Genomic DNA, 15344 nt, shown 5'->3' on the forward strand with positions numbered 1-15344 from the left:
CGGCGCGCCGCGCCGGATCTCCGAAGCTGTGCACACCCCACCGCGCCGAGGGACGACGAAGGCCCCGGGGAGAACCCCGGGGCCTTCGTTCACTCACTCACACCTCAGTTGTAGGTACCGGGGGTGATGTCGTCCGTCGAGAACGCGTCGAAGTCGACGTAGCCGAAGTCGCCGTCCGCGTACGCGCCGTCGGATGCGAAGATCCGGTTCGGGTAGCGCTCGCTCTTGGCTTCCTCGGTGGCCTCGACCGTGACATCGCGGTACTTCGAGAGACCGGTTCCGGCGGGGATGAGCTTTCCGATGATGACGTTCTCCTTGAGGCCGACCAGCGGGTCGCGCTTGCCCTCCATGGCGGCCTGCGTGAGCACGCGGGTCGTCTCCTGGAAGGACGCAGCGGACAGCCACGACTCGGTCGCGAGCGACGCCTTCGTGATACCCATCAGCTCCGGGCGACCGGACGCCGGGCGCTTGCCCTCGGCCACGGCCTCGCGGTTGATCTGCTGGTAGCGCTTCAGGTCGACCATCTCACCCGGCAGCAGGGTCGTGTCGGCGTGGTCGACGACGGTGACCTTGCGGAGCATCTGGCGGACGATGACCTCGATGTGCTTGTCGTGGATCGGCACACCCTGCGAGCGGTAGACGCCCTGGACGCCGCCGACGAGGTACTTCTGCACCTCGCGGGCACCCATGACGCGCATGACCTCCTTGGGGTCGAGCGTGCCGACCTGCAGGGGCTGACCGACCGAGACGTGCTGGCCGTCCTCGACGAGGAGGGTGGCACGCTTCAGCACCGGGTAGACGACGGGCTCGTCGCCGTTGTCGGGCGTGAGGATGACCTTCTTGGCCTTCTCGGTCTCGTCGATCGTGATGCGGCCGTCGGCCTCCGCGATCGGCGATGCACCCTTGGGGGTACGCGCCTCGAACAGCTCCTGCACACGGGGCAGACCCTGCGTGATGTCATCCGCCGACGCCGAACCACCGGTGTGGAAGGTACGCATCGTCAGCTGGGTACCGGGCTCACCGATCGACTGGGCCGCGATGATGCCGACGGCCTCGCCGATGTCGACGGTCTTGCCGGTCGCGAGCGAACGGCCGTAGCACTGCGCGCACACGCCGACGGCGGAGTCGCAGGTCAGGACCGAGCGGACCTTGATGGTCTCGACGCCCGCGGCGACCAGCTTGTCGATGAGCACGTCACCCACGTCGTCGCCGGCCGCGGCCAGGACCTCGCCCGACGCGTTCACCACGTCGGAGGCCAGCGTACGGGCGAACACCGAGTTCTCGACGTTCGCGTCGCGCACCAGCTCACCCTGCGAGTTCGGAGCGGCGATCGGGAGCTCGAGGCCCTTCGACGTGCCGCAGTCCTCTTCGCGGATGATGACGTCCTGCGAGACGTCCACCAGACGACGGGTCAGGTAACCCGAGTCGGCGGTACGCAGAGCGGTGTCGGCCAGACCCTTACGGGTACCGTGCGTCGCGATGAAGTACTCCGCCACCGACAGACCCTCGCGGTACGAGGAGATGATCGGACGCGGGATGATCTCACCCTTGGGGTTGTTCACCAGACCACGCATACCGGCGATGTTCCGGATCTGCAGCCAGTTACCACGAGCGCCGGAGGACACCATGCGGTTGATGGTGTTGTCCTCCGGGAAGTGCGCCTTCATCGCGGCCTGCACCTCGTCGGTCGCCTCGGTCCAGATCTTGATGAGCTCCTGACGACGCTCGGCGTCGGTCGTGAGGCCCTTCTCGTACTGGGACTGGACCTTCGCGGCCTGCTTCTCGTAGCCCGCGACGATCTCCGCCTTATTCGGCGGGGTGAGGATGTCGCTCAGCGCGACGGTCACACCCGAACGGGTCGCCCAGTAGAAACCGGCATCCTTGATGCGGTCCAGCGTGGCGGCCGTCTCGACCTTGGGGTACTCCTCGGCCAGCTTGTTGACGATCTGCGACAGCTTGCCCTTGTCGGCCTGCTCGCGGACGAAGGGGTAGCCCTTCGGCAGCGCGTCGTTGAAGATCGCCTGACCCAGCGAAGCGTCGACCAGGCCGTGCTTCTCGTAGCCCTCGGGAGCCTCGCCCTCGAGGAAGGCCAGACCCGGGATGCGGATGCGGACCTTCGCCTGCAGGTCGAGCGTGCCCTCGTCGTACGCGAGCTGTGCCTCGCCGACGGAGCCGAACGCACGGCCCTCGCCCTTGGCGCCGGCCTTGACCGTGGTCAGGTGGTGCAGACCGATGATCATGTCCTGCGAGGGCAGGGTGACCGGACGGCCGTCCGACGGCTTCAGGATGTTGTTCGACGCGAGCATGAGCACGCGGGCCTCGGCCTGAGCCTCGACCGACAGCGGCAGGTGGACAGCCATCTGGTCACCGTCGAAGTCGGCGTTGAACGCCGCGCAGACGAGCGGGTGCAGCTGGATGGCCTTGCCCTCGACGAGCTGCGGCTCGAACGCCTGGATGCCGAGACGGTGCAGGGTGGGTGCACGGTTCAGCAGCACCGGACGCTCGCGGATGATCTCCTCGAGCACGTCCCAGACCTCGGGACGGGTGCGCTCGACGGCGCGCTTGGCGGCCTTGATGTTCTGCGAGTGACCGAGGTCGATCAGGCGCTTGATGACGAACGGCTTGAAGAGCTCGAGCGCCATCTGCTTGGGCAGACCGCACTGGTGCAGCTTGAGCTGCGGGCCGACGACGATGACCGAACGGCCCGAGTAGTCGACACGCTTGCCGAGCAGGTTCTGGCGGAAGCGACCCTGCTTTCCCTTGAGCATGTCGCTCAGGGACTTCAGGGCGCGGTTGCCGGTACCGGTGACGGGGCGACCGCGGCGGCCGTTGTCGAACAGCGCGTCGACGGCCTCCTGCAGCATCCGCTTCTCGTTGTTGACGATGATCTCGGGGGCACCGAGGTCGATCAGGCGACGGAGACGGTTGTTGCGGTTGATCACGCGGCGGTACAGGTCGTTCAGGTCGGAGGTCGCGAAGCGGCCACCGTCGAGCTGGACCATCGGACGCAGCTCCGGCGGGATCACCGGGACGACGTCGAGCACCATCGCGGCCGGGCTCATGCCGGTCTCGAGGAACGAGTTGACGACCTTGAGGCGCTTGATCGCACGGATCTTGCGCTGGCCCTTGCCCTCCGAGATCTGCAGGTGCAGGCTCTCGGCCTCGGCGGCCAGGTCGAACGCGGCCAGGCGACGCTGGATCGCCTCGGCACCCATGTAGGCCTCGAAGTACTGGCCGAAGCGGTCCTGCAGCTCGTGGAAGACGTCGTCCTCCGGGCGCAGGGCACCGACCTCGAGCGTGCGGAAGTCCTCCCACACGCGCTCCAGCTTCAGGATCGCCTCGTCGGCACCCTTGCGGATGAGCGACATCTCCTTCTCGGCGGCGTCCTTGACCTTCTTCTTGGCGTCGGCCTTGGCACCCTCGGCCTCGAGGGCCGCGAGCTCCTCCTCCAGCTTGGCCAGGCGCTCCGCGATCTTCGCGTCGCGGCGGTCGCCGAGCGTCTTCAGCTCGAGACGGATGTTGTTCTCCTGGGTGCCCAGGTCGCGGTGACGGGCCTCCTCGTCGACCGAGATGACCATGTACGCGGCGAAGTAGATGACCTTCTCGAGGTCCTTCGGCGCCATGTCCAGCAGGTAGCCGAGGCGCGAGGGCACGCCCTTGAAGTACCAGATGTGGGTGACGGGAGCGGCGAGCTCGATGTGACCCATGCGCTCACGACGGACGGAGCTCTTGGTGACCTCCACGCCGCAGCGCTCGCAGACGATGCCCTTGAAGCGGACGCGCTTGTACTTGCCGCAGGCGCACTCCCAGTCACGGGACGGGCCGAAGATCTGCTCTCCGAAGAGACCGTCCTTCTCCGGCTTGAGGGTGCGGTAGTTGATGGTTTCGGGCTTCTTGACCTCGCCGTAGGACCACGCGCGGATGTGGTCTGCGGTCGCCAGGCCGATGCGAAGCTCATCGAAGGTTGTGGACTCGAGCACTAGTTCTCCTGTGTCGGAAATTCTTTTTGAGAAGTCTGCTTCGGTGGGCCCGGGACGTGTGTCCCGGGCCTACCGAAGGATTAGATCTCGTCGATCGAGGCGGCCTCGAAGCGGCTGGAGATGTTGATACCGAGTTCCTCTGCGGCGCGGAACGCCTCGTCGTCGGTGTCGCGGAGGTTGACCAGCGTGCCGTCGGCTGAGAGGACCTCGACGTTCAGGCAGAGCGACTGCATCTCCTTCATGAGCACCTTGAACGACTCGGGGATGCCGGGCTCCTGGATGTTCTCGCCCTTGACGATGGCCTCGTACACCTTGACGCGGCCGAGGATGTCATCGGACTTGATCGTGAGGAGCTCCTGGAGGGCGTACGCCGCACCGTAGGCCTCGAGAGCCCACACCTCCATCTCACCGAAGCGCTGTCCACCGAACTGCGCCTTACCACCGAGCGGCTGCTGGGTGATCATCGAGTACGGACCGGTGGAGCGGGCGTGGATCTTGTCGTCCACCAGGTGGTGGAGCTTCAGGATGTACATGTAGCCCACGGAGATCGGCGCCGGGAACGGCTCGCCGGAGCGGCCGTCGAACAGCTGCGTCTTGCCGCTCGAGTCGATCAGGCGGAGGCCGTCACGGGTCGGGAGCGTCGAGTCGAGCAGACCGGAGATCTCCTCCTCGCTGGCACCGTCGAACACCGGGGTGGCGACCTTGGTGCCGGGCGCGGCCTCGAACGCCTGCTGCGGCAGCTTGGCGGCCCACTCCGGGGTGCCCTCGACCTTCCAGCCCTGCTTCGCGATCCACCCGAGGTGGGTCTCGAGGACCTGGCCGAAGTTCATTCGACCCGGGATGCCGAGCGGGTTGAGGACGATGTCCACCGGGGTGCCGTCCGCGAGGAACGGCATGTCCTCGACGGGCAGGATCTTCGCGATGACACCCTTGTTGCCGTGGCGGCCGGCGAGCTTATCGCCCTCGGTGATCTTGCGCTTCTGGGCGATGTAGACCACGACGCGGCGGTTGACGCCGGAGCCGAGCTCGTCGTCGCCGTCCTCGGCGTTGAACTCCTTGACCGCGATGATCGTGCCCTGCTCACCGTGGGGCACCTTCAGCGACGTGTCGCGGACCTCGCGGCTCTTCTCGTTGAAGATCGCGCGGAGCAGACGCTCCTCGGCCGACAGCTCGGTTTCACCCTTCGGCGTGACCTTGCCGACGAGGATGTCGCCGGGGCGGACCTCGGCGCCGATGCGGATGATGCCGCGCTCGTCGAGGTCCTTCAGCAGCTCCGGGCTGACGTTGGGGAGGTCACGGGTGATCTCCTCCTTGCCGAGCTTGGTGTCGCGGGCGTCGACCTCGTACTCCTCGATGTGGATCGACGAGAGGGTGTCGTCCTTCACCAGGTCCTGGCTCAGGATGATGGCGTCCTCGAAGTTGTAGCCCTCCCACGTCATGAACGCGACGAGGAGGTTCTTCCCGAGGGCCAGCTCGCCGTTCTCGGTGGCGGGGCCATCGGCGATGACCTCTCCGACCTCGACGCGCTCACCGGCCGAGACGACGACCTTCTGGTTGTAGGAGGTGCCCTGGTTCGAGCGGTCGAACTTGCGCAGGTGGTACTCCTGCGTGCCGCCCTCGTCGAGCATGACGACGACGCGGTCCGCGGAGACCTCGGAGACGACACCGGCCTTCTCGGCGGTGATCACGTCACCGGCGTCGATGGCCGTGTAGCCCTCCATACCGGTTCCGACGAGCGGCGAGTCGCTACGGAGCAGCGGCACGGCCTGACGCTGCATGTTGGCGCCCATGAGCGCGCGCTGCGCGTCGTCGTGCTCGAGGAAGGGCACGAGCGAGGTCGCGACCGACACCATCTGGCGCGGCGAGACGTCGATGTAGCCGATCTCCTCCGGGAGGAACAGGTCGACCTCGCCGCTGCCGCCCTTGGGGCGCGCGAGCACGTGGCTCTCGCGGAAGCGACCCTTCGCATCGAGCGGCGCGTTGGCCTGCGCGATGTTGAAGTCGACCTCCTCGGAGGCGGTCAGGTAGTCGATCTGGTCGGTCACGACACCGTCGACGACCTTGCGGTACGGGGTCTCGATGAAGCCGAACGAGTTGATGCGCGCGAAGGTCGCGAGCGCACCGATCAGACCGATGTTCGGGCCTTCCGGCGTCTCGATCGGGCACATGCGGCCGTAGTGCGAGGGGTGGACGTCACGGACCTCGACGCCGGCGCGGTCACGGCTCAGACCACCGGGGCCGAGAGCCGACAGACGGCGCTTGTTCGTCAGACCCGCGAGCGGGTTGTTCTGGTCCATGAACTGCGACAGCTGCGAGGTTCCGAAGAACTCCTTGATCGCGGCGACGACGGGGCGCACGTTGATCAGGGTCTGCGGCGTGATGGCCTCGATGTCCTGCGTGGTCATGCGTTCGCGGACGACGCGCTCCATGCGGGACAGACCCGTGCGGACCTGGTTCTGGATCAGCTCGCCGACCGCGCGGATGCGACGGTTGCCGAAGTTGTCGATGTCGTCGGTCGCGAGGCGGATCTCGGTCTTCTTGCCGCCGCGGATGCCCTCGAAGGTCTCCTCGGTGCCCGCGTGCAGACGAACGAGGTACTTGATCGTGGCGACGATGTCCTGCACCGTCAGCACCGACTCCGTCAGCGGGGTGTCGAGACCCAGCTTGTGGTTGATCTTGTACCGGCCGACCTTGGCGAGGTCGTAGCGCTTCGGGTTGAAGTAGAAGTTGTCGAGCAGCGCGCGGGCGGCCTCGGCGGCCACCTGCTCGCCCGGACGCAGCTTGCGGTAGATGTCGCGCAGCGCGTCTTCCTTGGTGACGATCGTGTCCTTCGCGAGCGTCTCCTCGATGGAGGTGTAGCCGGCGAACTCCTCGAGGATCTCCTCGCTGGTCATGCCCAGCGCCTTGAGGAAGACCGTCACGGACTGCTTGCGCTTGCGGTCGACGCGGACGCCGACCTGGTCGCGCTTGTCGATCTCGAACTCGAGCCAGGCACCGCGGCTCGGGATGACGCGCGCCGAGACGATGTCCTTGTCGCTCGTCTTGTCGGGGGTCTTGTCGAAGTAGACACCGGGCGAGCGCACGAGCTGCGAGACGACGACGCGCTCGGAGCCGTTGATGATGAACGTGCCCTTGTCGGTCTGGAGCGGGAAGTCGCCCATGAAGACCGTCTGGGTCTTGATCTCACCCGTGAGGTGGTTCATGAACTCGGCCTCGACGTAGAGCGGGGCCGCGTAGGTCTTGCCACGCTCCTTGCACTCCTCGATGGAGTACTTCTCGGGCTCGAGGTACGGGTTCGTGAACGACAGCTGCATCGTCTCGCCGAGGTCCTCGATCGGGGAGATCTCCTCGAAGATCTCGCCCAGACCGCTGTTCTCGTTCACGTCGGTGCGACCGGCGGCCTTGGCCTCGGCCACGCGCGCCTTCCAGGCGTCGTTGCCGACCAGCCAACCGAAGGACTCGGTCTGCAGGGCGAGAAGGTCGGGGACCGTCAGCGTGTCGGAGATCTTGGCGAACGAGAGACGGGAAGCTCCGCGTCCGTTCTTGGTGGTGGTGGATGTGGATGCGTTGGGAGCAGCAGCCAAGGGAATAACCTCCGTGAGCCCCGCAGGGCTTCTCGATTCCTTTGTCGTCAGGTGGAGTGCGCTCAGAAGCTCACGAGATGCCGACCACCATATGAGGGCAGGGAGAAGCGAGCGCAACTACCAACTATAGACGCGATCTCGCGACATGGCAAGCGCAATCCTTGACCAATCTTCGATGCTGCGGTAATGGGACCGCCGAGACCCCGCCTGCGCGTCGAAACCCCGCCCTAGCCGCGGAGGCAGGGCGGGGTTTCGACACGAAACCGGGGTCTCGGTCAGGACGCGATGTTGAGCTCGTTGCCGGGGATCGAGGCGAGGAGGCGGCGCGTGTAGGGGTCGCGGGGATTCGTGAAGATCTCCTCCGACGACGCGGCCTCCACGAGCTTCCCGTCCTTCATCACGCACACGTAGTCGCTGATGAGACGCACCACCGCGAGGTCGTGCGAGATGAACAGGTAGCTCAGCCCGTACTCGCGCTGGAGGTCGCCCAGCAGCCGCAGGATCTGGTCCTGCACGAGCACGTCGAGCGCCGACACGGGCTCGTCGCACACGATGAGGTCCGGCGAGAGGGCCAGCGCTCGCGCGATCGCCACACGCTGACGCTGGCCACCGGACAGCTCGGACGGGTAGCGCCGCAGCATCGACTGCGGCAGCGCGACGTCGTCCAGGAGCTGTCGCACGCGCTTGCGCCGGTCGGCCCCGCTCCCCCGCTTGTAGAACTCCAGCGGCTCCGCGATCAGGCGCTCGATCGTGAACATGGGGTTCAGGCTGGAGTAGGGATCCTGGAAGATCGGCTGCACCCGCTGCCGGAAGTCCTTCGTCTCCGCACGGCTCAGCGTCGAGATGTCCTTGCCCTCGTAGCGGATGAGGCCGCTCGTGGGCTCGATGACCTTGAGCAGCATGCGCGCGGTCGTGGTCTTACCCGATCCGGACTCCCCCACGATCGCGACGGTCTCCCCGCGCGGGATCGCGAGCGAGACGTCGTCGACGGCGACGAAGTCCTCGTGCTTGCCGCGCACGGGGTACACCTTCGTGAGGTTCTCGATCTCGACGATGTTGCCCTTCGACGAGCTCAGGGACCCGCCCTTCGACGAGCTCAGGGACCCAGACTCACTATGGGTCGCTGAGCCTGTCGAAGCGCCCTCCTGGGTCGCTGAGCCTGTCGAAGCGTCCCGGACGAAGGCCTCCGGACGGAGCCGGGCCACCGCCACCGACGGCGCCGCCTTCACGAGCGACTGGGTGTACGGGTGCTGCGGGTCCTCGAGGATCCGCCGCGCCGGCCCTTGCTCGACGACCTTGCCGCGGTGCATCACGATCACGCGCTCGGCCCGCTCCGCGGCGAGCCCGAGGTCGTGCGTGATGAGGAGCACGGCCGTGCCCAGCTCCCGCGTCATCTCGCCGATCTGGTCGAGGATGGTCTGCTGCACCGTCACGTCCAGGGCACTGGTGGGCTCGTCCGCGATGAGCAGCCGCGGCTTGCACGCCAGCCCGATGGCGATGAGCGCCCGCTGGCGCATGCCGCCGGAGAACTCGTGCGGGTACTGCTTGGCCCGCCGCTCCGGATCGGGCAGACCGGCGGCGGTCAGCGCCTCGACGACCTTGGACTGCACGTTCTGCCGGGTGGCGAGGCCGTGGGCGAGCAGCGTCTCGGCGACCTGGGTGCCGATCTTCGCGACCGGGTTGAGGTTGGACATCGGGTCCTGCGGCACAAGGCCGATGTCCCGTCCGCGGATCGATCGCAGCTCGCTCTCGGAGGCGTGCGAGATGTCCCGCCCGTCGAGCTTGATGCTGCCGGCGGCCACCTTCCCCCCGCCCGCGAGCAGCCCGATGATCGCCATCGCGGTGGTCGACTTGCCGGAACCGGACTCGCCGACGATCGCCACGGTCTCCCCCGGACGGATCTCGAGGTCGACGCCCTCGACGGCGTGCACGACGCCGTCCATGGTGGCGAAGTCCACCGCCAGGCCCTCGACCGACAGCAGGGGCTGGTCCGCCATGCCGTTCTCCTTCGCGGCGCGCACGGCGCCCTCGTCGCGGATGTTCATCGTGCCCTCGTCCTCGGGTCCATGGCCTCGCGCAGCGCCTCACCGAGCAGGGTGAAGCCGAGCGCGGTGACGGCGATGCAGATGCCGGGGAGGAACGCCAGCCACGGGGCGATCGCCAGCTCCGCCTGCGCGTACGTGAGCATGCGACCCCACTCGGCCGTCGCGGGGCCGCCGCCGCCGAGACCGAGGAACGACAGCGCCGCCGCATCGATCACGGCGGTCGCGAGGGTCAGGGTGCCCTGCACGATCACGGGCCCGATCGCGTTCGGGAGGACGTGCGACATCGTGATCCGGCCGCGGCCGAGGCCGAGCGTCTGCGCCGAGAGCACGTAGTCGCTGGAGCGCTGCTGGAGCATGGACGCCCGCAGCAGGCGCGCGAAGATCGGCACCTGGGAGGCCCCGATGGCGATCATCACGGCGTACGGCGTCTGTCCGAGGATCGCGGCGATCGACACCGCCAGCAGGAGGTTCGGCACCGAGAGGATGATGTCGACGACGCGCATGATGACGGTGTCGACCCAGCCTCCGAACGTGCCGGCGAGGAGTCCGAGGACCATGCCGCCGACGAGGCCCATCGCGGTGGACACGACGCCGATCAGCAGCGACGCCTGGGCGCCCCAGATGAGCTTGGACAGCACGTCGCCGCCGAACCGGTCCAGACCGAGGGGGAACTGCGGCAGCTCCCCCGGTCCGGGGATGTGCGTCGGCGTGATCTCCTTCGCCCCGGGGAGCGCGGTCTCGGGGTACGGAGCGAGGACCGGCGCGAGCACCGCGACGAGGAGGAAGAGGAGCACGATGACGGCGCCGATCCACGCCGTCGGATTGCGGCGGAGCCGGCGGAACACGTCGCGCCAGAACCCGCCGCCGCTCTCCTTGAGGTCGGCCTGGGCGATGGCGACGGTGTCGATGCTGCCGCCGCTCTCGGCGGACGGCCCCTGTGCGGGTGGGAGGGCGATGCTCATGCGAGCGCCTCCTTTCGGATGAGGGAGGAGGACATCACTGCACTCTCACTCTCGGATCGATGAGGCTGTACGACACGTCCACGGCCAGGTTGATGAGGGCGTAGGCGATCGCGATGAAGATGATGAACCCCTGCAGCACCGGGAAGTCGCGCGTGAAGATGGCGCGCGCGAGGAACGATCCGATGCCGGGAAAGGCGAACACGGTCTCGGTGAGCACCGCCCCCGAGATGAGCAGTCCGGTCTGCAGGCCGATCGTCGTGATGACGGGGAGCATGGCGTTGCGGAGGATGAACCGGCTGCGCAGCGTGCCGGAGCCCACGCCCTTCGCCCGCCCCGTCCGCACGTAGTCGGCGTTCTGCACCTCCAGCACGCTCGCCCTGGTGATGCGGACGATGATCGCGAGCGGGATGGTGCCGAGCGCGAGCGCCGGGAGGATCAGATGGAGGATCGCATCCCACGCGGCGTCGAACTCCCCCGTGATGATGCCGTCCCAGACGTAGAAGCCGGTGGGATGGGTGGCATCGATCCGGGGGTCCTGCCGGCCGTCCGAGGGGAGCCACCCCAGCTGCACGGCGAAGACGTACTTGAGGATGAAGGCCAGGAAGAAGACCGGGATCGTGATCCCGATGAGGCTCAGCACGACCGACGCGTGGTCGGTGAACTTGCCGTGGCGGCGGGCCGCCCAGTACCCGAGCGGGATGCCGACGCCCACCGCGAAGATGAGCGCCGCGACGCTCAGCTCGATCGTCGCGGGGAAGCGGCGGAGGAACTCCTCCGTGACCGGCCGGTTGGTCTGGATGGACGTGCCGAAGTCGCCCTGCAGCAGGCGCGTGACCCAGATGAAGTACTGCTCGATGAGGGGCTTGTTGAAGCCGTAGAGCTCGTTGACCCTGGCGATGGCCTCGGGGGTGGCCTTCTCGCCGAGGAGGGCGACCGCGGGGCCGCCGGGGAGGGCCCTGACCCAGGCGAACAGCAGGATGCTGAGCCCGAACAGGGTGGGGATGAGGAACAGCAGTCGCCTGCCGATGGTGCGCAGCACAGAGTTCTCCGTCGATCAGAAGGTACGCCGTGCCCCGGTCCCGCGAGGCGGAACCGGGGCTCGGCATATCAAATGGTCAGGCCTACTTCGTGAGGACGATGTCCGTGAAGACCTCGTCGTTCACCGGGCTGGCGGGGTAGCTCTCGACGCGCGGGTCGAAGGCGAGCGTCGGCGCCGGGTGCGCGAGCGGGACGCCGGGGATGAACTCCGCGACCATCTCGTTGATGTCCTCGTAGAGCGCCGTCTGGTCGTCGAGGTTGGAGACCCCGCGCGCCTCGGTCAGCGCCTGGAAGAGCTCCGGGTTGTCGAAGCCCCACTCCGAGCTCTGCTGGCCGAAGAACACACCGACGAAGTTGTCCGTGTCGTTGTAGTCGCCGGTCCAGCCGAGCAGGTGGATGCCGTGGTCGGAAGTGCCGGTGGTGCGGTCGAGGTACTCGACCCACTCCTCGGAGACCGGAGTGGTCTCCACGCCGACCTCCGAGAGCTGCGAGGACAGGACGGTGTAGATCTGCTCGGGGTCCGGCATGTACGGACGCGAGACGTTGACCGGGTAGTTGAAGTCCAGCGACAGCGGGTTCGCCTCGTCGTAGCCGGCCTCCGCGAGCAGCTCCTTGGCCTTCTCCGGGTCGTAGTCGTAGGTCGTGACCTCGTCGTTGTAGCCGTTGACCACCGGCGGGACGAACTGCGTCGCCTTCTCGGTGCCCTCCGGGAGGACCTGGCTGATCAGGGCGTCCTTGTCGATCGCGTAGGACAGCGCCTCGCGCACCTTCGGGTCCTGCAGCTCCGGGATCGCCTGGTTGAAGGCGAGGTAGAGGATCGTGAACGGGGGACGCGACACCATGGTGAAGTCGTCCTCCTCCAGCGCCTTCGTGTCGGCGGGGCCCACGAGGTCGTAGCCGTCGATGGAGCCCGACTCAAGCGCCTGGCGACGCGCCGTCGGGTCGTCGATGGTGCGGAAGATGATCTCGTCGATCTGTCCGGCCTCGCCCCAGTAGTCGTCGTAGGCCTTGAGCGTGACCTGCTCGCCCGGCGCCCACTCCTCGAACTGGTAGGGGCCCGTGCCGACCGGGTGGCCCATGGCGTACTCGGACAGCTGCGGGGCCTCGGCGGTGCCGCCGACCTCGTCCGCGCCGAACTCCTGCATCGCCGAGGGGCTCTGCATGCCGAAGGCCGGGAGCGACAGCGAGGCGATGAAGCCGGCGAACGGCTTGTTCAGCTCGATCGTGACGGAGTTCTCGCCGTCGGGCGTGCAGGACTTGTAGACCGCGTCCTCCGGGTTGGAGGCGTAGCCCTTGAAGAGCTTGTTGTAGTAGTACCCGAAGGCCTCGGAGGCGGCGAGACCGGTCCAGTTGTACCAGCGGTCGAAGTTGGCGCAGACGGCCTCGGCGTTGAACGGCGTGCCGTCCTGGAAGGTCACGCCCTCCTTCAGCGCGAAGGTGTGGGACATGCCGTCCTCGGACGACTCCCACGACTCCGCCAGCAGCGGCGCCGGGTCGGCCGTGCCGGGCTCCGTGCCCACCAGACCCTCGAAGATCTGGCGGGAGACGCGGAAGGTCTCGCCGTCCTGCGCGAACGCCGGGTCGAGGCTCGCGGGATCCGACGAGGCGGCGAAGACGAAGGTGCCGTCGACGTCACCCGATCCTTCCGACCCGTTGTCCCCGCGCTCGCTGGCGACGCATCCGGCGAGTGCGAGAGCGGCGATGGTCGCTCCGGTGACGGCGGCGAGTCCTCGCCGAGGCATGGCTGACTGGTGCATGTGTGTATGACCTTCCCTGTCGGGCGCTTCCTTGCGCGTCTCCGGGCATCGTCGCCGCGGAGACGGTGATTCCTCGAAGGTACCCAGCGGTCCGGCCGATGCCAAGAGTCCGAGGTTGCGATCCGGTATCGACGCGGCACCGCCCTCGATCCGGTAATGTCCAGAACGTGCCGGACACCACTCCCCGCGTCGTGTGCCTGGGCGAGGGCCTGGTCGCCCTCGTCGCCGCCACCGCCGGACCGCTCGAGACCTGCCGCACGTTCCACCGCTCCCTCGCCGGGGCCGAATGGAACACCGCGATCGCGCTGTCCTCCGCGGGCATCAGCACCGCGGTCGTGTCCCGTGTCGGTGACGACGGCTTCGGACGCTTCCTCACCGCCGAGCTCCGCGCGCACGGCGTCGACGATCAGGCCGTGGAGATCGACCCGATCGCACCGACGGGCCTCTACGTCAAGGAGCTCTCCCCGCGGGCGGACGGCGCCGTGGAGGGGACGATGCACTACTACCGCGCCGGGTCGGCCGCAGCGGCGCTGTCGCCGGCCTCGCTGGAGTCGCCCGTGGCGGTGGACCTGCTCGCCGCGGCGGCCCTCGTGCACACCTCCGGCATCACGCCCGCGCTCTCGCCCTCCGCACGCGCCGCCCAGGAGGCCCTGGTCGCGGCGCCGCGACCGGGCCGTCTCGTCAGCTTCGATCTGAACTGGCGCCCCGCGCTGTGGCGGGGCCGCGAGGACGAGGGACGCGCCGTCCTCACCGATCTCGCCCACCGCGCCGACGTCCTGTTCTGCACCCGCCCCGACGCCGAGGCCGTATTCGGCACGAGCGCACCGGACGAGCTGCGGGCGCTGTTCCCCGAGCCGCGCTACCTGGTCGTGACCCACCCCGCCGGCGCCGTGGCGTTCGACGGCGCGGACCGGGTGGGCAGCGAGGCTCTCGATGCACCGGTCGTGGAGACGATCGGCGCGGGCGACGCCTTCGCCGCCGGCTTCCTCGCCGGCGTCCTCACCGGCCTGACGCTGCACGGGAGCCTGGCCCGCGCCCACCGCATCGCGACGCGCGCGATCGCCAGCACGCGCGACCACGTCGACTGAGCCGGCGGCGGCTCAGTCCGCGGGGTGCCAGCGCCGTGGCGGAACCGCGTCGTGCGTGCGCTGCAGGGACACCGCGACGTGCTCGCCCCGGTGCTGCACGATGCGCACGAACAGCACGTCGATGAGCGCGAGCTGCGCGATCCGGCTCGACATGGCGGCCATCCGGAACGGCGACTCCTGGGCCTGGCTGAGGAGCACGACGTCGGCGAGGGCCGCGAGCGGGGAGTCGGCCGCGCTCGTCACGGCCACCGCAAGGGCGCCCGCGGCCCGGGCGACCTCCAGGGCACGAACCGTCTCGGCCGTCTCGCCGCCGTGCGAGAAGGCGATCGCCACATCCGCGGAGGACCGCAATGCGGCCGCGGTGACCGCGAGATGCGGATCGGCCGAGTGGGTCACGGAGCAGCCGATCCGGGAGAGCTTGAGCTGCAGGTCCTGGGCCGTCAGCGATGACGCCGCCTGCCCGAACAGGTCGATGTGCCGCGCCACGACCACCGCCCGCGCGACCCGGTCGAGGGCGTCCGCATCGAGAGCCCGGGCGGTCTTCTCGATCGCGTCGATCTCCTGGGCCGCGAGCTTCGCGGCGATCGCGGCCGGGCCGTCGTCGCGGTCGATCGCCGTGGAGTCGAGTCCGAACCGGGCCTGCTGCGCCTGGGCCAGGGTGACCGCCCGCGCGACGGCGACCCTCAGCTCCCGGTAGCCGCTGTAGCCGAGCGACTGCGCGAAGCGGGCGACGGTCGACAGCGAGGTCTGGCAGAGCTGCGCGAGATCGTTGATCGCGAGGTCCACCACGAGGGTGGGGTCGCCGAGGATCCTCTCGGCGACGCGTCCCTCCGCCGCGCTGAGCTTGGGGAGGGAGCGCCGCACCACGGCCAGAACGTCGTCGTCCATGC

Annotated in this window: 8 protein-coding genes; 1 reads left to right on the plus strand and 7 read right to left on the minus strand. The window is 68.3% G+C overall.

Features of this window, described 5'->3' with window-relative positions; translation table 11 throughout:
• Positions 1–104: 104 nt before the first annotated feature.
• From rpoC to BV453_RS12080, 6 genes are all read right to left on the minus strand, one after another.
• Positions 105–3980, minus strand: a complete 3876-nt coding sequence (gene rpoC / locus BV453_RS12055; protein WP_025104410.1) for a DNA-directed RNA polymerase subunit beta' — start codon at positions 3978–3980, stop codon at positions 105–107.
• An 80-nt stretch (positions 3981–4060) separates the two neighbouring features.
• Positions 4061–7564, minus strand: coding sequence for a DNA-directed RNA polymerase subunit beta (locus tag BV453_RS12060; RefSeq protein ID WP_025104411.1), 3504 nt, complete (start codon positions 7562–7564; stop codon positions 4061–4063).
• Positions 7565–7839: 275 nt separating this feature from the next.
• Positions 7840–9609, minus strand: coding sequence for an ABC transporter ATP-binding protein (locus tag BV453_RS12065; RefSeq protein WP_249521702.1), 1770 nt, complete (start codon positions 9607–9609; stop codon positions 7840–7842).
• Positions 9606–10571, minus strand: a complete 966-nt coding sequence (locus BV453_RS12070; RefSeq protein ID WP_249521703.1) for an ABC transporter permease — start codon at positions 10569–10571, stop codon at positions 9606–9608. The genes BV453_RS12065 and BV453_RS12070 overlap by 4 nt, the downstream gene beginning before the upstream one ends.
• Positions 10572–10605: 34 nt before the next feature.
• Positions 10606–11610, minus strand: coding sequence for an ABC transporter permease (locus BV453_RS12075; RefSeq protein ID WP_025104414.1), 1005 nt, complete (start codon positions 11608–11610; stop codon positions 10606–10608).
• A gap of 82 nt (positions 11611–11692) precedes the next feature.
• Entirely contained in the window at positions 11693–13366 is a 1674-nt protein-coding gene (locus BV453_RS12080) for an ABC transporter substrate-binding protein (protein ID WP_025104415.1), read from the minus strand.
• A gap of 167 nt (positions 13367–13533) precedes the next feature.
• Between BV453_RS12080 and BV453_RS12085 the strand changes: the two genes are divergently transcribed.
• Positions 13534–14454, plus strand: coding sequence for a sugar kinase (locus BV453_RS12085; RefSeq protein ID WP_249521704.1), 921 nt, complete (start codon positions 13534–13536; stop codon positions 14452–14454).
• A 12-nt stretch (positions 14455–14466) separates the two neighbouring features.
• Here the strand turns inward: BV453_RS12085 and BV453_RS12090 are convergent, their stop codons facing one another.
• Entirely contained in the window at positions 14467–15342 is an 876-nt protein-coding gene (locus BV453_RS12090) for a MurR/RpiR family transcriptional regulator (RefSeq protein WP_249521705.1), read from the minus strand.
• Between the last annotated feature and the right edge of the window lie 2 nt (positions 15343–15344).

The organism is Microbacterium sp. ER1, from assembly GCF_023383675.1.
Taxonomy (GTDB): domain Bacteria; phylum Actinomycetota; class Actinomycetes; order Actinomycetales; family Microbacteriaceae; genus Microbacterium.